The sequence below is a fragment of the Pseudomonas sp. NPDC089547 genome (genome assembly GCF_050280665.1).
Taxonomy (GTDB): Bacteria; Pseudomonadota; Gammaproteobacteria; order Pseudomonadales; family Pseudomonadaceae; genus Aquipseudomonas.
This window is the reverse complement of the sequence record NZ_JBNNVS010000004.1, coordinates 169,745-190,654: the sequence shown is the minus strand read 5'-3', so window position 1 is coordinate 190,654 and position 20,910 is coordinate 169,745. Positions and strand designations below refer to the sequence as shown.

Annotated in this window: 16 protein-coding genes; 2 read left to right on the top strand and 14 right to left on the bottom strand. The window is 64.3% G+C overall.

The genetic code is table 11. The features are described from left to right. Window positions 1-36: 36 nt before the first annotated feature. On the top strand, window positions 37-1,008 hold the full coding sequence (locus ACQKPZ_RS04650; RefSeq protein WP_427535825.1) for a PDR/VanB family oxidoreductase: 972 nt from the start codon (window positions 37-39) through the stop codon (window positions 1,006-1,008). 215 nt (window positions 1,009-1,223) lie between these two features. Next, complete coding sequence (locus tag ACQKPZ_RS04645; protein ID WP_427535824.1) at window positions 1,224-2,303, top strand: PAS domain-containing protein; 1,080 nt, start codon at window positions 1,224-1,226, stop codon at window positions 2,301-2,303. A 139-nt stretch (window positions 2,304-2,442) separates the two neighbouring features. Here ACQKPZ_RS04645 and ACQKPZ_RS04640 read toward each other — a convergent pair whose 3' ends face one another. The 14 genes from ACQKPZ_RS04640 to ACQKPZ_RS04575 form a co-directional block, all read right to left on the bottom strand. Next, window positions 2,443-3,282, bottom strand: coding sequence for a helix-turn-helix transcriptional regulator (locus ACQKPZ_RS04640; RefSeq protein WP_427535823.1), 840 nt, complete (start codon window positions 3,280-3,282; stop codon window positions 2,443-2,445). Window positions 3,283-3,335: 53 nt separating this feature from the next. Next, window positions 3,336-4,748: an aminotransferase gene (locus ACQKPZ_RS04635; RefSeq protein WP_427535822.1), complete on the bottom strand. Its 1,413-nt coding sequence runs from the start codon at window positions 4,746-4,748 to the stop codon at window positions 3,336-3,338. A gap of 34 nt (window positions 4,749-4,782) precedes the next feature. Beyond that, a complete protein-coding gene (locus tag ACQKPZ_RS04630) occupies window positions 4,783-5,886 on the bottom strand; it encodes a polyamine ABC transporter substrate-binding protein (RefSeq protein ID WP_427535821.1) in 1,104 nt (367 codons plus the stop codon). Window positions 5,887-6,230: 344 nt separating this feature from the next. Beyond that, complete coding sequence (locus ACQKPZ_RS04625; RefSeq protein WP_427535820.1) at window positions 6,231-6,932, bottom strand: NAD(P)H-dependent oxidoreductase; 702 nt, start codon at window positions 6,930-6,932, stop codon at window positions 6,231-6,233. A 43-nt stretch (window positions 6,933-6,975) separates the two neighbouring features. After that, window positions 6,976-8,154, bottom strand: a complete 1,179-nt coding sequence (locus ACQKPZ_RS04620; protein WP_427535819.1) for a pyridoxal phosphate-dependent aminotransferase — start codon at window positions 8,152-8,154, stop codon at window positions 6,976-6,978. 24 nt (window positions 8,155-8,178) lie between these two features. Next, entirely contained in the window at window positions 8,179-9,408 is a 1,230-nt protein-coding gene (alr, locus tag ACQKPZ_RS04615; RefSeq protein ID WP_427535818.1) for an alanine racemase, read from the bottom strand. Window positions 9,409-9,441: 33 nt separating this feature from the next. Then, window positions 9,442-11,049, bottom strand: a complete 1,608-nt coding sequence (locus ACQKPZ_RS04610) for a 5-guanidino-2-oxopentanoate decarboxylase (RefSeq protein WP_427535817.1) — start codon at window positions 11,047-11,049, stop codon at window positions 9,442-9,444. Further along, window positions 11,042-13,150, bottom strand: a complete 2,109-nt coding sequence (locus tag ACQKPZ_RS04605) for an acetate--CoA ligase family protein (protein ID WP_427535864.1) — start codon at window positions 13,148-13,150, stop codon at window positions 11,042-11,044. Before ACQKPZ_RS04605 ends, ACQKPZ_RS04610 begins: the two co-directional genes overlap by 8 nt. A gap of 26 nt (window positions 13,151-13,176) precedes the next feature. Continuing rightward, the gene (locus ACQKPZ_RS04600) at window positions 13,177-14,337 is read right to left on the bottom strand and encodes an acyl-CoA dehydrogenase family protein (RefSeq protein WP_427535816.1); all 1,161 of its coding nucleotides are present in this window, start codon (window positions 14,335-14,337) and stop codon (window positions 13,177-13,179) included. Between the two features lie 32 nt (window positions 14,338-14,369). Beyond that, a complete protein-coding gene (locus ACQKPZ_RS04595) occupies window positions 14,370-15,164 on the bottom strand; it encodes an enoyl-CoA hydratase/isomerase family protein (protein ID WP_427535815.1) in 795 nt (264 codons plus the stop codon). A gap of 342 nt (window positions 15,165-15,506) precedes the next feature. Further along, complete coding sequence (locus ACQKPZ_RS04590; RefSeq protein ID WP_427535814.1) at window positions 15,507-16,913, bottom strand: amino acid permease; 1,407 nt, start codon at window positions 16,911-16,913, stop codon at window positions 15,507-15,509. 196 nt (window positions 16,914-17,109) lie between these two features. Further along, the gene (locus tag ACQKPZ_RS04585; protein ID WP_427535813.1) at window positions 17,110-19,362 is read right to left on the bottom strand and encodes an ATP-binding protein; all 2,253 of its coding nucleotides are present in this window, start codon (window positions 19,360-19,362) and stop codon (window positions 17,110-17,112) included. Then, window positions 19,359-20,135, bottom strand: a complete 777-nt coding sequence (locus ACQKPZ_RS04580) for a substrate-binding periplasmic protein (RefSeq protein WP_427535812.1) — start codon at window positions 20,133-20,135, stop codon at window positions 19,359-19,361. Before ACQKPZ_RS04580 ends, ACQKPZ_RS04585 begins: the two co-directional genes overlap by 4 nt. Further along, window positions 20,132-20,848: a response regulator gene (locus tag ACQKPZ_RS04575; protein ID WP_391129794.1), complete on the bottom strand. Its 717-nt coding sequence runs from the start codon at window positions 20,846-20,848 to the stop codon at window positions 20,132-20,134. Before ACQKPZ_RS04575 ends, ACQKPZ_RS04580 begins: the two co-directional genes overlap by 4 nt. Window positions 20,849-20,910 lie beyond the last annotated feature (62 nt).

The following is a 20,910-nucleotide window of genomic DNA, read 5'->3' as shown; positions in this document are numbered from 1 at the left end:
AGGGCCTGCCGCGCGCCCAGGCAGTCGAGGTGAACCATGGCCAACACTTATGAAATGTTCAGCGTTCGCGTAACCGACGTGGAACACGCCACGCCGCTGATCAAGCGCTTTACCCTGGCCCGCGAAGACGGCGCGGCGATGCCAGCCTTCACCGGTGGCAGCCACGTCATCGTGCAGATGCAAAGCGCCGACGGCAGCCAGTACAGCAACGCCTACTCGCTGATGAGCGACCCGCGCGACACCCGCAGCTACCAGATTGGCGTGCGCCTGGAAGAGCAGTCCAAGGGCGGCTCGGCATTCATGCACCAGCAGGTGCAAGTGGGCACGCGCCTGACCATTTCTTCGCCCAACAACCTGTTTGCCCTGGACCCTGCGGCCGGCCGCCATGTGCTGATTGCCGGTGGTATCGGTATTACCCCGTTCCTGGCGCAGCTGCATGAACTGGAAGGTGGCAGCACCGACTACGAGCTGCACTATGCCTTCCGCGCACCGGAGCACGGCGCGTTCCAGGACCAGTTGGCCAACGGCCCGCATGCCGCCAATACCCGTTTCTACATCGACAGCCTCGACCGCAAGCTCGACCTCGCCGCCTTGTGCGCCGGGCTGGATGAGCAGGCACACCTGTACGTGTGCGGCCCTAAACCGCTGATCGACGCGGTCATCGCCTGCGCCGCCAAGGCCGGCATTGCCGAGCACCGCGTGCATTGGGAACAGTTTGCCGCCACGCCGGTCACCGGCAGTGCCTTTACCGTGGTGCTGGCGCAGTCAGGTGTGGAGTTGCAGGTGGAAGAAGGCATGACCATCCTGCAGGCCATCGAGAAGTCCAAGGCCGCCAAGGTCGAGTGCCTGTGCCGCGAAGGGGTTTGCGGTACGTGCGAGACGGCCATTCTTGAGGGCGAAGCCGAGCATTACGACCAGTACCTGAGCGACGACGAAAAGGCGTCGCAGCAGAGCATCATGCTGTGCGTCTCCCGCGCCCGCACGGCCCGCCTGGTGTTGGACCTCTGACTGACGCGGTCCGTGTAGGAGCGGCCTTGTGTCGCGATGGGCCGCGCAGCGGCCCCCAAATTTGATGCCGCGACACAGAATCTGGGGCCGCTTTGCGGCCCATCGCGACACAAGGCCGCTCCTACACGGGCCGAGTGACGCTGAAGGCCGTCAACCCAAAGTTGACAAGTTGCGTATACTGGCAGGTTCTTGGCCCAGATCAGGACACCCTGCCGATGTTGGAAAACAGCTTTGCCTTCCGCCTCAAGGAACTGCTCGAGCATCACAAGCTGACCCTGCAAGCCGTGGGCACGGCCCTGGGCATTTCGCGCACCGCCGTGCACAAGTGGACCCGTGGCGGCGAGATCGACTACGACAACCTGCGCAAGCTGGCCGACTTTCTCAAGGTGAACTGGATCTGGCTGCGCTATGGCGACGAGGCGTTGCAGAACATCCAGCAACCGCAGGTGGTGGAGCTGCCGATGACCGACCTGCGCCGGCGCCTGACCGCCGAGATCATGGAAAGCGAAACCCGCATGAAGCTGGCCCAGGAAGGCGCACGCATCGTCACCTGGGAGTGGAACCTGATCAGCGACGAAGTCACCTACTCGCCCAATGTCGAGCAGGTGTACGGCTGGCCGGTGCACCACAACGAAGACTTCTGGAAGCACTTGCCGGCCGAAGATGTGGCACGCATGCAGGCGATGTATGCCGAGACGGTGCAAAGCGGCACCAGTTGCGAATGTGATTTTCGCCTCACCCGCCCTGACGGTACGTTGTGCTGGATTTCGTCCCGCGCCACGGTGGTACGCGACAGTGCCGGGCGCTCGGTGAAGATGGTCGGCATCAGCATGGACAACACCGAACGCCAGGTGGCGCAGCAAGCGCTGAGGCAAAGCGAAGAGCGCTTTCGGGCGATCTTCGAACTGGCCTGGGGCGCCCTCGCCTACATCGACCCGAACGGCACCTGGCAACGGGTCAACAACAGCCTGTGCGACATGCTGGGCTACCGCGCCGAAGAGCTCTACGCCACGACCTTCCAGCACATCACCCACCCCGACGACCTGCCGCTGAACATGCAGCTGCTGCAACGCATGCTGGCTGGAGAAACCGAACGTTACGAAGTGGAAAAGCGCGTGCGCCACAAGAATGGGCAGTACATCTGGGTGCGCGCGCGCACCTCGCTGCAACGCCACGACAACGGTGAGCCGGAGCACCTGATCAGCGTGTTCGAAGACATCAGTGCCGAGCGCCAGGAACACGAGCGGCTACAGGCGCACATCGCCGCCCTCGAAGCCCGCCTGGCTGCATTGTGACATGAATGCTACACGCACCCTGTAGGAGCGGCCTTGTGTCGCGATGGGCCGCGCAGCGGCCCCAGGATATGTGCCTTGTCACAGATTGCCGGGGCCGCTGCGCGGCCCATCGCGACACAAGGCCGCTCCTACAGGCTCACTACAAGCCTGAAACCAGCTGATCACCCCGCAACCAATCGATAAAGCGCGCAAACAACTCCGATTGCGAGTTGATCTCCAGCTTCAGGTACAGGTTCTTGCGGTGCATGCGCACCGTCTCCGGTGAGATACCCAGCTCCAGCGCAGTGGACTTCACCGAGTGCCCACGCAGAATCATATGGGCCACTTCCCGCTCACGGTCGGTCAGCACCTGGCAGCCAAAGCTGTCGAACGCCGCTTGCAGGCCGGCGCGCTCGGCCGGTGCAGTGCCGGGCTCCAGGTTGTGCCGGGCATAGCGCCCCAAGAGTTCACGCACCATCGGCTCCAGCGCCCGCAGCAAATCGACCTGCCCCGCACTCAAGGGCGTGCCGCTGCAACCCTGGAACAGGCTCAGCGACAACTTGCGCCCCGCACTGAGGTCGACGATGTAGTAGCTGTCTTCGCTGCAACCGGTAGCCAGGTAATAGGCCTTGTAGTAGTCACTGTCGAAGAAGTTGTCGGGGGCGATTTCCTGAAGGTGGTAAAAGCCCTCGGCCAAACCGCCTTGCACGGCCAGGCAGAATGGGTCGAGCAGGTAGCCAGCGCTGAAGTATCGCTCCAGCACAGCAGTACGGTGCAGTTCCGGAATGCCTTGCTGGTACAACAGCTGCGGCGCCCGCCCCTGGCACTCCAGGCTGATCATCATCGATTCCACCTGCACCAGCTGGCCGATGGCAGCGGCAACATACGCCAGCGCTTCGGGGGTTTCGCTATTGGCCAATGCACGCTGCAACGCTGCATGCCATTGCTGCAACGCGCCCATGGTGAGGGTAAGCGGAGTATCGGGAGTGGCCTGGGTCATGCCCGGCAGTCTAGCCTGCCGGGTACCCCCTCGCACAGCCCTTTGCGGCAGGTTCATCGGCCCTGGTACAGGCCAAGCGCGGTCAGTTCCCGTGCGGTTTCGATGATGCACTGGCGCAGGGTCTCGACGATCTCGTCCACCTGCGCATGGGTAACGATCAACGGCGGCGACATCACGTTCAGGTGCATGATCGGGCGCACCAGCAGCCCTTTTGCCTGGGCCTTGCTGTGGATGCGTTCGCCAATGTTCACCTCGTCCGGGAACAGCGCCTTGCTGCCCTTGTCGGCCACAAACTCCACACAAGCCATCAGCTTCATGCAGCGCACATCACCCACCAGCGGCAGCTCGCGCAGGCTTTGCAGGCGTTGCTCCAGGTAGCCTCCAACGTCCTTCACATGGTCCAGCAAGTGCTCGCGCTCGATGATCTCGATGTTCTTCAGCGCCGCCGTGCAGCACACCGGGTGACCGCTGTAGGTAAACCCATGGGTGAAGCAGCGGCCCTTGCCCGGCTCGGCAATGACCTTCCAGATACGTTCGGAGAAGATGCACGCCCCCAGCGGCAGGTAGGCCGAGGTCAGGCCCTTGGCGGTGGTGATGATGTCGGGGGTAACGCCAAACAGCTCCTCGCTGGCGAAGAACGTGCCAAGGCGCCCGAACGAGGTCACCACTTCATCGGCGACGAACAGGATGTCGTAGGTCTGGCACAGCTGCCACATGCGCAGGAAATAGCCCTTCGGCGGAATGATCACCCCGCCCGAGCCCATGATCGGCTCGGCGAAGAACGCCGCCACATTGTCGGCACCCAGTGACAGGATCTTGTCCTCGAACTCGGCCACCAGAAAGTCGAGGAACTCGGCCTCGTCCATGTCGTGTGGGGCGCGGTACGGGTTGGGGTTGGAGACGTGGTGGATCAGGTCGTGGTGGTAATCGAACTCCGGCACCCGGTCGGCCGCCTTGTTGCCAATCGACATGGTCAACGTGGTAGAGCCGTGATAGGCGTTGTAGCGGGCGATGATGTGTTTCTTGTGCGGCTTGCCGCGGCAGTTCTGGTAGTACTGGATCAGCCGGTAGGCGGTGTCGACAGCGGTCGAGCCGCCGGTGGTGAGGAACACATGGTCCAGGTCGCCCGGCGCCAGCTGCGCAAGCTTCTGGCACAGCTCGATGGCCACGTCGTTGGCCATGTCGGAGAACGGGTTGGAATAGGCCAGCTGCCGGACCTGGTCGGCAATGGCCAGGGCCATCTCCTCGCGGCCCAGGCCGATGTTGGTGCACCACATGCCGCCGACGGCATCGAGAAAGCGGTTGCCGTGGGTGTCACGGATGTAAGCGCCTTCGCCGGCGACAATGTTCAGCGCACCTTGCTCGCGGTGCTCGTCGAACACGTGGTAACCGTGCATGTAGTGGGCCTTGTCGGCTTCCACCAGTGGGTCGTGGGCAGTGGCGAATGCTTTGCTTGGGGTAGCCATGGGCAGCTCCTTGGCGGGAATCGTTGGGCAGTGTTCAGAAACCGGTCTTGACCGTGCTCCAGACCCGGGTAATGGCGCGCATGTCTTTCGGGCTCTGGGTCTTCTGCGCGAACAGGCGCTCACGGGTTTTTGCGTCGGGGTAGATGGCCGGGTCCTGGCGAATGTCGTCACTCACCAGTGCAGTGGCGGCGGCGTTGCTGTTGGCGTAGTGGATGTAGTCGGTGACCTTGGCCATGGTCGGCGGCTGCAGCAGGAACTCGATGAAGCGGTGGGCGTTGGCCGCGTGCGGTGCATCCTTGGGGATGTACAGGTTGTCGAACCAGATCAGCGAACCCTCCTGTGGGATGAAGAACGACAGCTTGATGTCCTTCTTCGCCTCCACCGCTCGGGCCTGGGCGGTGGCGTAGTCGCCGGACCAGGTCAGGGCCAGGCAGACATCGCCGTTAGGCAGGCTGGTGAGGTAGTTGACCGAGTCGAACTTGCGAATGTAAGGGCGGATGCTTAGCAGCAGTTTTTCGGCGGCCTTGAGGTCGGCTGCGGAGGCGCTGCGCGGGTCTTTGCCCAGGTACTGCAGGGCCAGCGGTATGACCTCGGTGGGTGCGTCCATCAGGGTGACGCCGCAATCGGCAAAGCGCGAGACGATCTTGGGGTCGAACAGCATGGCCAACGAACCGATGGGGGCATCGGGCATGCGTGCGGTGATCTTGTCGACGTTGTAGGTGACCCCCGAGCTACCCCAGGTGTAGGGCGCCGAGTATTTCAGGCCAGGGTCGTAGCCTTGCAGGTTGTTGACGACTTGCTGGTCGAGGTTGTGCCAGCTGGGCAGTTGCTGCTTGTCCAGCGCCTGGAACACCCCGGCGCTGATCAGCGGCGGCACCAGGGATGCGTTGAGCATGACCAGGTCGTAGCCGGAGCGGCCGGTGAGCAGTTTGGTCTGCACCGTTTCGTAGCCATCGAAGGTGTCGTAGATGACCCTGATGCCGGTGGCCTTCTCGAAGTCGGCCAAGGTGGTTTCGCCGATGTAGTCGGTCCAGTTGTACAACCGCAGCGTGTTACCGCTGTCCACCTCTGCCGCCTGGGCCAGGCTGACGCCCGACGCCAGCAGCAGGCCACCCATCACCTTCAGTACCTTGCGCATGGCAACTCCATCGTGTGAATGCTCCGGTTCGAGCCGATGGGTTCACTATCGGGGGATTTGCCGAAGCGGGACATACCCCGAATGTGTGGGTGGTCGTTTTCAGACACTGTCTGCATGCTTTCAAGGCGCACGCGGTCCCATAGAACTGCGCATAACTCACTGATTTAGCGAGGACCCTGTGGGAGCGGGCATGCCCGCGAACACCGGCGCAGCCGGTGCCATGCACCGCGCTGGATTCTTCGCGGGCACGTCCGCTCCCACAGGGTACGCGGAGCGCCCAGCATCAGTTCTCTGCGCGACAGCGCAGCCCAATGGGCTGGGCTCCCACAGGAACTGCGTTCGGCTCAGGGGAGTGGGTAAAGCGCCTCATCGAACTGCGCCAAACGCGGAAACACCAGCGGCTGGTCATCGCTGAGCTGCTCCAGCCGCTGCCGGTACTGCTGCAGGAAGCCCTGCCGCGCCTCATCGCTGATATACGGCACATGCCAGGCCACGAACGGCGCCAGTACGTCAAAGCCGACATAGGCCAGGGTGCCACGCAAGATCGGCCGCAACATATCCTCCAGCGGGCCATGGATCGCCCCCTCGCCAAACATGTGCTCGCGCCCGCCCAGGGTCACGGTGACCAGCGCCCTCTTGCCCGCCAGACCGCCCTGGTCGTAGAAGCGCTTGCCGCCATAGCACACCCCCGACACCAGCACCCGGTCGATCCAGCCCTTGAGCATGGCCGGTGCCGAGAACCAGAAGATCGGGAAGTTCAACACCAGAAGGTCAGCCCACAGCAGCTTGTCCAGCTCCTGCTGGATGTCCTCGGCAATGGCACCGCGCTTTACCCCCTGGCGTTGCTCCAGCGCATACACCAGGTACTGCGGGTTCTCACGCTGGGTAAAGTCTTCAGCACTGGCCACCGGGTTCCAGCCCATGGCGTAAAGGTCGCTCACCTGCACCTGGTGGCCCTGGGCGCGGAAGGTTTCCACGGCCTGGTCGCGCAATGCAGCGGTAAACGATTGTGGCTCGGGGTGAGCGTGGACGATCAGTACATTCACTCGTGTTCTCCTTGCACAAAACAGGTTGTTTAGCCGCTGTGGCTTAGCCTTGCATCAATTCGCCGGCACAGCAGGCGATGCGCTGGCAGGCATCGACCAGCGCCTCGTGGCCCAGCACCAGGCCCAGGCGGATATGCCCGGCGGCGCTGGGGCCAAAGGCTTCGCCGGCAAGTACCGATACCCCCTGGCTGTCCAGCAGGCGGTCAGCGAAAGCCTGGGCGCTGAGGCCGGTTTCGCGGATATCCACCATCACGAACATGCCACCATCGGGCTTCAGCGCTTTGAGGCCCGGGCAGCCGGCCAACTGCTCGCACACCAGGTCACGGCGCTGGCGGTAGGCCTCGCGCATGGCGTCCAGTTCAGGCAACTGCTGCTCCAGCGCCACCACAGCAGCGTCCTGGATGAAGTCCGGCGAGCCGTACAGCATGCACAGGGCAAGGTTTTCCAGGTGCGCGGCCAGGTCCGTCGAGCCGACCACCCAGCCCATCCGCCAGCCGGTCATGGCGTGCGACTTCGACAGGCTGTTGAGGGTGGCCGTGCGCTCGGCCATGCCCGGCAGGCTGGCGGGGCTTACATGTTCGCCTTCGTACAGCAACTCGCTGTACACCTCATCAGAGATCAACCACAGGTCATGGGCGATGCACAGTTCGGCCAAGGCCTCCCAGGTGGCACGGGGCAGGCTCGCCCCCGAGGGGTTGTGCGGGCTGTTCAAGGCCAGGGCGCGGGTACGCGGGGTAATGCACGCCGCCACATCACGCGGGCACACACGGAAGCCGTTCTCCGGCTTGACCGGCACCGGCACCACCTTGGCACCACAGGCACCGAACACCGCCTCATAAGTGACGTACATGGGCTCTGCAACGAGCACCTCGTCACCTGGGTCCAGCACACACTGGGCGACGCAGTACAGCGCACACTGGGCGCCAGCCAGCACCGTCACCTGGTCGGCGTTGACGGCTTGGCCACTGCGCTGGCGGTGGCGGTTGGCAATGGCCTGGCGTAGGGCCAGCTTGCCGCGCACATCGGCGTAATGGGTATGGCCCGCACGCAGGCTGTCGATGGCCGCCTCGACGATCGGCGCAGGCGTGTCGAAATCCGGATCACCTACCGACAGCAACAGAATGTCCTTGCCCGCAGCCTGCAACGCCAGGGCGCGGTAGTGGATGTCCCAGGCCGCAGCCCCGTCGCCGGCGATGCGTTGGGTGAGCTTGGCGTAGCGCATGGCAATCTCCCTTCAATGGCGGTTTCAGTCGACGAGGATCTTCGGGTTGGAACTGCCCCACACGGTGTACAGATCGGCCAGTAGCGCGCCGTTGATTTCTTCCATCTCGGCCTGGGTGATTTCAGCCCCGGCCTGCTTGCCGAACAGCACCACTTCGTTGCCACCCTTCACGTCAGGGAAGTCGGTAACATCCACCATCAGCGTGTTCATCGACACCTTGCCCACCACCGGCACGCGGTGGCCGTTGATCAACACGTGGCCCTTGTTGGTGAACACCCGGCGATAGCCGTCGGAATAGCCGACCGTGATATTGGCCAGGCGCGAATCACGTGCCAGGGTGAAGGTGCGGTCATAGCCGACGGTGTTGCCGGCCGGGTAGCTGTGCACCGCCGCCACGTGCGATTTGAACTGCATGGCGCGTTTGTATTCGGTGCGCTCCGGCACAGTGTCACCAAACAGCGCGCCACCGGTGCGCACCATGTCCAGGCGCGCTTCCGGCACCTCCAGCGTAGCGAACGAGTTGGCGGCATGCAGGGTGAGCTTGCTGCGGTCGAGTTTGGCGTGCTTGATCAGCCAGTCGGTCTGTTCGTTGAAAGCCGCCAGGCCCTTGCGTACATCGTCCTTGTCTTCCACGGCGAAGTGGGTCATCAGCGCGACCAGCTTGAGGTGCTTCTGGTCGGTGATCTGCAATGCTTCACCACGGCCGGACCAGGTGGCCATTTCAACCCCGTTGCGGCTCATGCCGCTGGAGTTGAGCGCCATATGGATCCGCAAGGTCTTGCCATGGCGTGCGGCAATGGCATCGACCTGGCGTGCGAAGTCGGCGCTGCCGACCAGCTCTTCCATGTCGTACTGCAAGGCATCTTCCAGCTCGTTCAGGCTGGCCAGGCGTACCCGCACGAGTTGCCCGGTGAAGCCGCTGGCGCGAACAACTCTAGCCTCCTCGTTGCTGGCCACTGCCACGCAGGGCACGCCTTGGGCAATGATCGACGGCATCACCAGGCCAATACCGTGGCCATAGGCATCGGCCTTGAGCACCGCGCACAGCTTGGACTTGCCGGCCAGTTCGGCCTGCAGCGTACGGATGTTGTGTTGCAGCGCGCTGGCGCTGACTTCGACCCAGGCGTTGCTGTTCTGCACGGTCAGGGCGTTGGTGCCGTTGTCCATCGACAGTGGCGGCGCGGCATACAGCGGGGCTTGACCGGTGATCAGCAGGGCCAGGGATGCGGCCAGAAGGGTGCGGCGAAATGGCATGTGGTTTCTCTTGTTCTGGTTGTTGTGCGCGCTTTAACAGACGCAGGTGTGTTTGAGTTCGATAAAGGTCACGCCGGGTGTGGCAAAACCGCTGGCCAGGTCGGCCTGCAACGCGTCCAGATCACGCGGCTGGCGCACTGCGCAACCAAAGGCACGGGCCAGGCCGATGAAGTCCGGGTTACGCGGCAGCACGCCGACCGGCTCGATGTCCAGGCCGAGCATGTCGTCACGGATCTGGCCGAGGGCGTCGTTGTTCCACAGCAGCACGACCAGTGGGCGGTCCAGCTCCTCGACCGCAGTGGCCAGCTCCTGGGCGGTGTAGAGAAAGCCGCCATCACCCACCAACACCAGCCCCGGGCGGTGATCGGTGGCAAGCATGCCACCGATTCCGGCCGGCAAGCCGTAGCCGAGGGTGCCGTAGCCGGTGGGATGCAGCCAGCTGCGCGGTGCCCGGCTGGCGAAGGCGTAGTTGCCGGTGTAGGCCAACTGGGTCATGTCGCTGCTGATGAATGCGTCGTCGGGCAGCACGGCGGCAATGCGGTCAAGAATGGCCTGGTGCGTAGCCTGCAAAGGCGCATGCCCATTACGGATGGCCTGACGCAGGTTGGCCACCGCTTCACTGGCCTGGGCCGGGTCGCGGTCGAACTCCGGCAAATGATCAAGCAAGCCGGCCAAGGTTTGCCGGGCATCGCCGTGCAGGGCAATGGCGCAAGGGTAGAAGTCGTTGAACTTGCGTGGGTCGATGTCCACGCGCAACAGCTCGCCAGTGATTGGCAGGCGCTCGCGCCAGAAGTCGGTGTCGGCCATTTCGGTGCCCACGGCCAGCACCACATCGGCCTGGCTGATCAGTTGCCAGCCAGGTTCCACGCACAGGCTTGAACCGGCATTCAGTGGTGCGTCAGGCGGCAGCAGGCCCTTGCCAGCCACGCTGGTGAACAGCGGTGCCGCCAGCCGGGTGCTCAACCGGGCCAGTTGCTCGGCCGCATGCAGCGCACCGCCTCCGGCAATGATCATCGGCCGCTTGGCCGCTACCAGCTTGAGGGCAGCCTGGTCGAGGGTTTCGCGGCACGGCTGGCCACGCCCGGGGCGGCGCGCCACGTCATCGCTCCAGTCGCGGCTCACCGGCGCGGCCAGCACGTCCAGTGGTACCGAGATATGCACCGGGCGCGGCCGTTCGCTGTCGAACACGGCCCAGGCGCGGGCAACCAGCTCGGGCAGGTCTTCGCCGCGCAGGGCCACGGCAGAAAATGCCGTGATCGGCGCAGTCATGGCGCGTTGGTCCTGGGTTTCGTGCAGGCAACCCCAGCCCTTGCCCAGGCTGGCGGTGTGGTTGACGCTGGAAATCACCAGCATCGGCACCGAGTCGGCATAGGCCTGACCGATGGCGGTGGCGGCGTTGGTCACCCCGGGGCCGGTGATGACAAAGCAGACCCCCGGCTTGCCGCTGACCCGGGCGTAGCCATCGGCCATGAAGCCGGCGCCCTGCTCGTGCCGGGTCAGCACATGGCGAATACCACTGCCCGGCAGGCCGCGGTACAGCTCCAGGGTGTGCACCCCGGGGATGCCGAACACCGTCTCTACGCCATAGTTGGCCAACAGGCGCACCAGCGCCTGGCCGGCAGTCAGGGTCAGGTCATTCATGTCGTTCTCCTTGCGCCTGGCCGAGGCGGATCAGCGCATCGACCGCAGTGGTGCCGTGGGCACCGACCATCAATGGGTTCACATCCAGTTCCAGCAGTTGCCCGGCGTTTTCACAGGCATAGTCGGCCACTGCACGGATGGCTGCGACCAAGGCGTCGAGGTCGGCGGCCGGGCGGCCGCGGAAGCCTTGCAGCAGGCTGGCACTGCGCAGGTTCAGCAATGCGGCACGGATGGCGCTGTCGGTGGTGGGCAGCAACAGGCTGACGCTGTCCTTGAGCAGCTCCACCAGCACGCCACCGGCGCCAATCACCAGGGCCAGGGCGAAGTCCTGTTCGCGCTTGATGCCGACGATCAGTTCGGCCAGCGGCGGCTCAGCCATGGGTTCGAGCAGCACCTGGTCGAACGCTGCTTGCGGGGCGTAGGCCGCGATGCGTTGGCGCATCTGCACCAGTGCAACCTCCAGGGCTGCGGCATCGCGCAGGTTCAGCGCCACCGCGCCCGCTTCGGTCTTGTGCGGCAGCTGTGCGCTGACGGCCTTGAGCACCAGCGGGTAACCCACGCGAGCGGCGTCTGCCACGGCGCGCTCAGGCGTGCTCAGCACCCCTGCTGGTACTGGCAGGCCAAAAGCGCGCAGGGCCTGTTTGGATTGCCATTCGTCCAGCAGCCGGCTCTCGCCCGTAAGGGCCTGCGGGCACAGCGGCACCCTTGCTGCCTCGCCCTGCCCCAACAGCCTTTGGCGATTACGCTGGTAGGCGACGATTCGGCCCCAGGCCGCCAGGCCGTCCTCGACGCCCTGCAAAGCAGCAATGCCGCGTGAATGCAGCCGCTCACGTGCGCTGGCGGGTAGCAGTTCCGGGAAGGCCGAGGTCACGAAGCCGATTTTGCCGTGGCGCTCCAGCGCATCGCAGTACAGCGCCAGCAGCAGGTCGCATTCCTTGCGTTCGCCCGTAAATTCCGCCGGGTAGTCGAGCACCAGCATGGCCGCGTCGGCAGCGCCGCTCAGCGTGCTGTCGAGCATGCGTTGCAGGGCGGCTGCATCGCCCCAGATGGCCGTGGTGAAATCCAGCGGGTTGACCAGGTTGGCATAGGCCGGCAACACGTCGGCCAATTGGGCCACCTGCGTGTGTTCCAGCTTGGGCAGGTTCAACTGGTTGCGCTCGGCATAGTCGGCAATCAGGCCGGCATCACCGCCCGAACAAGCCAATGCAATCAGCTCGCCGTCGGCCGGCAAGTGCCCGCAAGCGGCGGCCTTGAGCGTTTCGACAAAGCTCACCGGGCCACTGACGCGGATTACCCCCAGGCGCTGGAACAGGCTGTCGTACAAGGCATCGGAACCGGACAACGAGCTGGTGTGGCTAAGCGCCAGTTCCGCACCGATCTGCGACACGCCTGTCTTCAGGGCAATGATCGGCGTGCCCTGCTGCAGCGCCTTGTAGGCGGCGCGGGCAAAGCCCGGCACGTTCTTCAGGCCTTCCAGGTGCAGGCCGATGGCCGTCACCCGTGGGTCGTCGAGCAGAACGTCCATCAGCTCGGCCACGCCCAGTTGCGCCTGGTTGCCGACAGAGGCCATGTAGGCCACCGGCAGCGAGCGGTCACTCATGGACAGGTTGTAGGCGAAGTTGCCGCTCTGGGTAAGGATCGCCACGCCCTTCTCCACCTGTTTACCGCCATGGGCCACCGGCCACAGGGCGGCGCCATGCAGGTAGTCGAGCAGGCCGTAGCAGTTGGGGCCGAGCAAAGCCATGTCGCCAGCAGCATCAAGCAGGCGCTGTTGCAACTGGCGCCCCTCATCGCCAGTTTCGGCAAAGCCCGAGGCATAGCAGATGGCACCACCGGCACCCCGTGCGGCCAACTCGGCCACACATTGCAAGGTCAGTTCACGGTTGGTGGTGATGAACACCGCGTCCGGTGCATAAGGCAAGTCTGCCACCTGCGCCACACAGGGGATGCCTTCGAGGCTTTCATGCTGCGGGTTGACCAGCCACAGCTCGCCGCCAAAGCCCCCTTCGGCGCAGCGCTTGAGGGCCCGCGCCATGCTGCGCCCGCCAACGAAGGCCAAGTGCCGGGGCGCCAGCAGGCGCTTGAGGTTGTCACGAATCAAATGCGACATGGGTGTTCTCCTGGCGCTCAACGCAGCAGCGGGCGCAGCAGTTCGCGGGCGATGATGTGCCGCTGGATCTCCGAGGTGCCTTCCCAGATGCGCTCAATGCGCGCGTTACGCCAGATGCGTTCCACCGGGCCTTCGTCCATCAGGCCCATGCCGCCGAAAATCTGTACGGCTTCGTCAGCGACCTTGCCCAGCATTTCGCTGGCAAAGAGCTTGGCCATGCCGGCCTCGCCATCGGTCATGCTGCCCTGGTCCATCTTCCAGGCGGTGTGCAGGGTGAGCATTTCAGCGGCACGAATCTGCGTGGCCATGTCGGCCAGCTTGAACGACACGCCCTGGTAGCTGCCGATGGCCTGGCCAAACTGCTTGCGGTCAGCGGCCCATTGCAGCGACAGGTCGAGGGCGCGCTGGGCCTGGCCCACGCAGTTGGCGGCGACCATCACCCGGCCGGCGGTGAGCCAGGCGTTGGCCACCTCCCAACCCTTGTCGACTTCACCTAGCACCTTGCAGGCCGGCACCCGGCAGTCGTCGAAGAACAGTTCGTAGGTGTGGTAGCCGCGGTTGCTCACGCACTTGGGGCCACGGCGGATGGTCATGCCCGGCGTGCCACGGTCCACCAGGAAGGCCGTGACCGCGTTGCGCTTGCGCCCGTTGTGCTCGTAGGTGTCGGTGACAGCGAAGACGATGGCGAAGTCGGCATGCCCGGCGTGGCTGATGAAGTGCTTGCTGCCGTTGATGACAAACTCATCGCCCTGGCGCACGGCGCGTGTCTTGATGGCATTGGCATCAGAGCCGGCGCCCGGTTCGGTCAGGGCGAAGCAGTCGGTTTTCTCACCCTGCACGCAGGGCAGCAGGTAGTCGTTGATCTGCTCATCCTTGCAGGCCATGAGAATTTTCGAAGGCCGGGCAACGAACACGTGCAGCGCCCAGGACACCTTGGACAGCTCGCGTTCGATCAGCGCCTGGGACAGGTAGTCCAGGCCACCGCCGCCGACTTCCTCGGGCATGTTGAAGGCGTAGAACCCGGCGGCGATGGCCTTGCCGCGAATCTGCGCGGCAAGCTCGGGCGACACGGCATCAGCGCGGTCCACCGCTTCTTCATGGGGCAGCAGCTCCCTGGCAACAAAGCTGCGTACCGCTTCCACCAACATTTCTTGTTCTTGGGTCAGTTGGAAATTCATCTGCGAAGGTCCTGGTCAGGGTCGGTATCGGGTTACTGGCCGGTGAAACGGGGGGCGCGGCGCTCAACCGAGGCTTGCAGCGCCTCGGCGCCATCCTGGCTGCGGCCGCACAGCAGGCCGGCGTGGCGTTCGGCCTCCAGCTGTTCGGCCAGCTCGCGCCGGGCGCCGTCGCGGATCAGCCGCTTGGTTTGCGCGTAGGCGAAGGTCGGGCCGTTGGCGAGGCGCCCGGCCAGTTCGGCGGTTACTGCCGGCAGTTGTTCGTCAGGGCACACTTCGCTGACCAGCCCGGCTGCCAGGGCGCGTTCGGCGCCCCACAGTTCATCGAGGAACAACAGGCGCTTGGCCTGTTCGCTGCCGATCAGCCGCGGCAAGTGCCAGCTGGCGCCGGCATCGGGGCTGTAGCCCATGCTGGTGTAGCCAGCCTTGAAGCGCGCCGAGGCGGCGGCGATGCGCAAATCGCAGCACAAGCTGAGGTCCATGCCACCGCCCACGGCGGTGCCGTTGATGGCGGCGATGGTCGGTTTGTCCAGGCTGTGCAGGCGCAGCATCAGGGCGTGGGCGGTTTCGGTCCAGCCGTAGGTTTCCAGGGTGCCCGCGGCTTCGGCGGCGGCCCACTCGGCCAGGTCGGCACCGGCGCAAAAGCTGCGGCCGCTGCCGGTCAGCACCACCACGCGTACGGCAGGGTCGCCGTTGTGGCTGTCGAGTAAAGCGTGCAACTGCCTCAGGGTGGGAATGTCCAGCGCGTTGCGCTGCTCGGGGCGGTTGAGGGTGATCCAGGCAACGCCGGCTTCGACCTTGCTCAACAGTGACGATGACGGGGTGGTCATGGGGGGCCTCGGTGTTGTTGTGATGGTTTTGAGAGGGCTTGACGAGGGAGATACTAAACGAGTGTTCAGTAAGGCGGCAATTGCCGAAAAATTGACCTGTAACGGCCTTTAAAACGACCTAAATTATTGTTTTAAGATGATTTATTGGTTTTTATGCGTGGGGATTTCGAGGTAACTGTTACAACTTTGTACAACTGTGAAATCGCCGGGGCCGCTTTGCGGCCCTTTCGCGACACAAGGCCGCTCCTACAACAGATCGCGTCTGGCCGGGCGTACGCGATCCTTCTGTAGGAGCGGCCTTGTGTCGCGAAAGGGGCGCAAAGCGCCCCCGACGATCGTGAATCAAACCCCCGGCGCACTCGGCGCAAAGGCCCCCTGGCGACGGCGATTGACGAAGAAATACGCCGCGTAGCACAGGGCAATGAAGCCAAAGCCCCAATACAGCGACGGCCGCTGGGTTTCATCCAGCGCCAGGAACACGAACAGCGAGCTGCACAGGGTGATGCACAGCAGCGGTACCAGCGGGTACAGCGGTGCCTTGTACTTCAAGTCCCGCAATTGCCCGCCCTCACGCAGGTACACCTTGCGAAAGCGATACTGCGCAAGGGCAATGACGATCCAGGTCACGGTGCCGGACATGCCGCTTACCGCCATCAGCACCATGAACAGGGTGTCGGCGGCAATGAAGCTGGTCATCAACGAGATCAAGGCAAAGCACAGGGTGATGCTCAGCGCCCGCAGCGGCACGCCGCGTTTGCTCAGCGGCGACAGGCTCTTGGGTGCCATGCCGCTCTTGGACATGGCCCACAGGATACGCGTGGACGCATACAGCCCGGAGTTGCCCACCGACAGGATGGCGGTAAGGATGACGAAGTTCATCAGGTCGGCGGCGTAAGGGATGCCGACCATGTCGAACACCTGCACGAACGGGCTTTCCATCAAACCGGCCTGCTCGTACGGCACGATGGCCGACAACACGGCAATGGCCAGCACGTAGAAGATCAGCACACGGAACACCACGTTACGTACCGCCCGCGGGATGCTCTTTTCCGGGTGCTCGGTCTCACCGGCCGCCACCCCCATGATTTCGCAGCCCTGGAAGGCATAGACCACCGTCATCATCACCGCGAACACCGCCGACAGGCCGTGAGGGAACAGCGACTCGCCCACCAGGTTGTCCAGCATCGGTGCCGGGGCCCCGCTGCTCAGCGGGATGGCGCCGAAAATAACCATCAGGCCGATGACGATGAACCCGAGGATGGTTGCCACCTTGATGCCCGAGAACCAGTACTCTGCCTCGCCAAAAGCACGGGTGGCCAAGGCATTGAGGCCGAACAGCACGACCACGAACAGCGCCGACCAGTACCAGATCGGCACCTCGGGGAACCAGCGGGTCATCAACATGCCGGCGGCGGTGAACTCCAGGCCCACCGTGGTCGCCCAGCTCATCCAGTACACCCAGCCGATCATGAAGCCGGTGGCCGGGCCGATGAATTTGGTGGCATGGGCCTGGAACGAGCCGGACACCGGCATCTGCACCGACAGTTCACCCAGGCAGACCATCACCAGGTACATCAGCAAACCCGCCACCAGGTAGGCCAGGATCGCGCCCACCGGGCCGCCCTGGTTGATGGTGACGCCCGACCCCATGAACAGGCCGGTGCCAATCACCCCGCCCAGCGACAGCATGAAGATGTGCCGGCTTTTCAGTGCACGGGTGAGCTGGATTTTCTCGTGGGTATCAGTCATGGCACACCTCGCCATCGTGGCAAGTGCGCGGGGTGGTGCGAGGTAGGGGCTGAGTGCCAGAGCATGTCATTATTCTTGTCTCCAATAAGCCTCATGGACCGCGTGCAACGCGGTTGCCATGGATTATTGGAAGCAGATGTAAGGTGCTGTTGTACGAACGGATCGAAGATGTAAAAAGTCGTAAGTTTTTTGTACGTCAGCTCTGGATCAACTGTTCCAGGGTGGCACGGGCCTGGCCGAACTGGCTTGCCAGTGGCTCGGCGAGGGCGTCCAGGGCCTGTTGGTCATGCTCGCGCGCCGCGTCTTCCAGGCGTCGCAACAGCACGGCAAGGCCGGAGAACCCAAGGGAGTCGCAGCTGCCGGCCAGCCGGTGGGCCAAATGCTGCACATCGGTGTGGTCCTGGGCCGACAGCGCCTCGGCCAACGTTGCGGTGTGTTGTTCCAGCGATTGGCGCAGCACATTCAAAAGGCCTTGCAGCTTTTCTTCGCCCAGCAGTGAGCGGTGCGTGGCCAACAGCGACCAGTCCATGTTCGGGTCTACAGGGGCCTGTTCAGCGGGCGCCGCTTCGGCCAGTGCCTGGCGAAGGTTGACCAACCGTAGCGGCTTGGCCAGCACACCCTGCATACCGGCCTCCAGATAACCCGACACCTGCCCCGGTTGCACGCCAGCGGTCAGCGCCACTATCCGGCTATGGCGGTTTGGCCCAGGGTTGGCGCGAAGCTGCCAGCACAGTTCCACCCCGCTCATGCCGGGCAGGTGAACATCGAGCAGGATCAGGTCGAAACGCCGCTGTGCACACACCTGCAAGGCCTGCGCGGCATCGTCGGCAAAGCTCACCCGGTGGCCATCAGACAGCAGCAAGCCACCCGCCACCTCACGGTTCAGCGCCACATCCTCGACCACCAGGATATCCAGGCTGGCCGTGGCCGTCGGGGCTGAAGCACTGCTTACAGCCTGCTGCCCATGGGCGATGTCGAGTTCGAACCAAAAGTTGCTGCCCTGCCCTTGCACGCTGTCCAGGCCAATGCAGCCGCCCAGTTTTTCCACCAGGTGCTTGCAGATCGCCAGGCCCAGGCCCGTGCCGCCATAGCGCCTGGCCACGGCCTCGCTGGCCTGGACGAAGCGGTCGAAGATTTTCGCCTGGACGGCCGGCTCGATGCCAATCCCGTTGTCACTCACCGACAGCCGCACACGCTGCGCAGCCCCGTCGCTGGCCAGCACCTGCACCTTGAGCCGCACCTGACCGTGTTCGGTGAACTTGATGGCATTGGCCAAAAGGTTGCTGAGCACCTGGCGCAGGTATTGCTCGGCGCCGTGCTGATAGCCGGCCAGTTGTTCATCGATGTCCAGTTGCAGCGTGTCGCCGTTCGCCACGGCCATGGGTTCGAGCAGCGCCAGCACTTCCCGGCACAACTGGCGCAGCGAGAAACCGACCAGCTCGGCCCGGCTTTCCCCCTCCTCCAGCCGGGCGAAGTACAGCACTTCGTTGAGGATCGCCAACAGGCCCTCGCCAGCTTTGTACAACGCCTCGACGCGCTGGCGGTCGGGCGCTTCCAGGCGGCCACCGCGCAGCAGTTCGGCCATGCCCAGGATGCCGTTGAGCGGGGTGCGCAGCTCATGGCTCATGGTCGCCAGGAAGCGCGACTTGGCCAGGTTGGCGGCCTCGGCGTCATCCTTGGCCCGGGCCAGGCTTGCTGTGCGGCGTTCGACCATGGCTTGCAGTTCGTCGCGCTTGTCCTGCAACGCCAGGCGATCGCGCTCGCGCCGCTCGATATCGCTGAGGATGGCGCGGCGCATGTCGTCCAGGGCGTGGGCGACGGTGTCGATTTCATCCGGGCGCGCCGAGCGACGGCGGCCCAGGCGCAACGGCTCTTGCCACTGCCCGGCACCGATCCGCCGGGCAAACTCGGCCATCACTTGCAGATGGCGGGTGACCAGGCGATAGAACAGTCCCGACAATGCTACCGCCAGGCCGCACAGGAACACGCCCATCCACAGCAGGCTGGCCAGGCCCGTGGCGTACAGCCGACGGTGCACGGCGCCAAGGTCGATACTGACTTCCAGCTCACCCAGGTGCCTGGGTGGCCCTGAGGGGGGCTGATAATCAAGGGGGAAGCGCTCGATGCGCAGCGGCCCTTTGGGCTCGGCTTCACCCCGTAATAGCTGGAAGTCTTCGCTGACCAGGCGCACCCGGGCCACGTCGGAAAAATCCACCAGGCCACGCAGTTGGGTATCCAGCTGCGCCTCGTCCAGGTCCCACAGGCTGCGCTCCAGGCTGGCCAGGTAGCCAGCGCGGATCAACGCCATGCGCGCCTCGATGTCGCGCATCTCACGGCGGTATTCGAAGTACAGCTGCACACCGCTGGCCAACACGGTGAAACACAAGCTGAACAGCAGGATGAACACCAGCAGGCGGCGCAGCAGGCCATCGGTGTGCAGGCGGATCATCGGGCGTCCGCCGGCAGCTTGACCATGTCGCGGTAAGTCACTTCGCTCTGCTCCAGCCAGCGCTCGATCTCACCGGCCTGGTTCATGCGCCGCAGTTGCTCGTCGATCTCGTCCATATGCTGGCTCAGGGGTGATTGCCGCGAAACCGCAACGCGCAGGTAGTCCACGCTAAGTGCCGTGGGCAATACGCGGATGTCCTGCGCCCCGGGCAGGTTCTCGATGAACAGCTGGCCGGTACGCCGCTCCTGAATCACGTAGTCGATGCGCCCGCGGATCAGCTTGCCAAAATTCTGCTGGCTGGCAGACACCCGCTCGATGTTCTGGTGGCGGGCGACGAACTGGTCGAACTCTGCGCCATAGCTTTCACCGTACAGCAACCCACCGCGGTAGCCAGCCAGGTCTTCCAGGCGTGCGAACCGAACCGGCCGAAGGCGGTTGTAGAAAACGGCCACCTCTTCGCGTACCACCGGCTCGGTGGAAAAGCGCATGCGCTGGTCACGCTGGTCGCTGTTGTAGGCCAGCACCACGTCCACCCGGCCGGCGGCGGCATCCATCAGGCAGCGCTTCCAGTTGCCCAGCACCACGGTCTGTACCTGGTAGCCCATGCGTGCGAACAGCTCGCGCACCACGGTCGGCGCCAGGCCACGCACCTGGTGGCCGTCGCTCCAGGAAATCGGCGGATACACCGGGTAATCGCAATAGCGCACCGTCTGCGCCGCGCCGGCCTGCACGCTGAGCAACGCCAGCGCCAGCCCCCAGGCGCGGTGGGTCATGCCGCCACGCTGGCAGTGAACAGGTAACCGGTGCCGTGAATGGTGATGATCAACTGCGGTTCGGCCGGGTCGTCGTGCAGTTTGCGCCGCAGGCGGCCAACCAGCACGTCGATGGAGCGGTCGTTGGGCACCCACTCGCGGTTGCGAATCTGGTCCATCAGTTGGTCGCGGCTCAGGGTATGGCCGCTGTTGCGCAGGAATACGCTGAGTAACTGGAACTCGCCATGGGTCAGCAGGGTTTGCCCGCCGCGCGCGTCGATCAGGCGGCGGCGGTCGGTGTCCAGCGCCCAGTCGGCAAACTGCTTCAGCGACTGTGCACAGGCCGGTGCCGGGTGCTGCTCGCGGGCATGGCGCACGCGGCGGATCAGGTTCTTGGCACGGGACACCAGTTCACGGGGGTTGAGCGGCTTGATCACGTAATCGTCGGCGCCGCATTCCAGGCCGACGATGCGGTCGATGTCGTCGTTGCGGCCGGTGATGAGGATGATGCCCACCTCCGAGCGCACCCGCAGTTCGCGGGTCAGGGTGAGGCCGTCCTTCCCCGGCAGGCGGATATCCAGCAGCACCAGGTCGACTGGCTGGCTGCCGAGCAGGGCTTCGGCCTTTTCTGCCGTGTCGGCGCAGTGCACGTCATAGCCTTCCTGGGACAGATAGGCCTGCAGCAAGTCACGAATAAGCGGATCGTCATCAACGATCAATACCCGAGGCGTCATTGCGTGTTGTCTCTTTATTATTGGTGTTGTTTACACACTCGCGCCAGCAGCGTACTCGTTAC

Coding starts and splice junctions, on each gene's coding strand:
- ACQKPZ_RS04650 (WP_427535825.1), top strand. CDS start 37: ATGGCCAACACTTATGAAATGTTCAGCGTTCGCGTAACCGACGTGGAA.
- ACQKPZ_RS04645 (WP_427535824.1), top strand. CDS start 1,224: ATGTTGGAAAACAGCTTTGCCTTCCGCCTCAAGGAACTGCTCGAGCAT.
- ACQKPZ_RS04640 (WP_427535823.1), bottom strand. CDS start 3,282: ATGACCCAGGCCACTCCCGATACTCCGCTTACCCTCACCATGGGCGCG.
- ACQKPZ_RS04635 (WP_427535822.1), bottom strand. CDS start 4,748: ATGGCTACCCCAAGCAAAGCATTCGCCACTGCCCACGACCCACTGGTG.
- ACQKPZ_RS04630 (WP_427535821.1), bottom strand. CDS start 5,886: ATGCGCAAGGTACTGAAGGTGATGGGTGGCCTGCTGCTGGCGTCGGGC.
- ACQKPZ_RS04620 (WP_427535819.1), bottom strand. CDS start 8,154: ATGCGCTACGCCAAGCTCACCCAACGCATCGCCGGCGACGGGGCTGCG.
- alr (WP_427535818.1), bottom strand. CDS start 9,408: ATGCCATTTCGCCGCACCCTTCTGGCCGCATCCCTGGCCCTGCTGATC.
- ACQKPZ_RS04610 (WP_427535817.1), bottom strand. CDS start 11,049: ATGAATGACCTGACCCTGACTGCCGGCCAGGCGCTGGTGCGCCTGTTG.
- ACQKPZ_RS04600 (WP_427535816.1), bottom strand. CDS start 14,337: ATGAATTTCCAACTGACCCAAGAACAAGAAATGTTGGTGGAAGCGGTA.
- ACQKPZ_RS04595 (WP_427535815.1), bottom strand. CDS start 15,164: ATGACCACCCCGTCATCGTCACTGTTGAGCAAGGTCGAAGCCGGCGTT.
- ACQKPZ_RS04590 (WP_427535814.1), bottom strand. CDS start 16,913: ATGACTGATACCCACGAGAAAATCCAGCTCACCCGTGCACTGAAAAGC.
- ACQKPZ_RS04585 (WP_427535813.1), bottom strand. CDS start 19,362: ATGATCCGCCTGCACACCGATGGCCTGCTGCGCCGCCTGCTGGTGTTC.
- ACQKPZ_RS04580 (WP_427535812.1), bottom strand. CDS start 20,135: ATGACCCACCGCGCCTGGGGGCTGGCGCTGGCGTTGCTCAGCGTGCAG.
- ACQKPZ_RS04575 (WP_391129794.1), bottom strand. CDS start 20,848: ATGACGCCTCGGGTATTGATCGTTGATGACGATCCGCTTATTCGTGAC.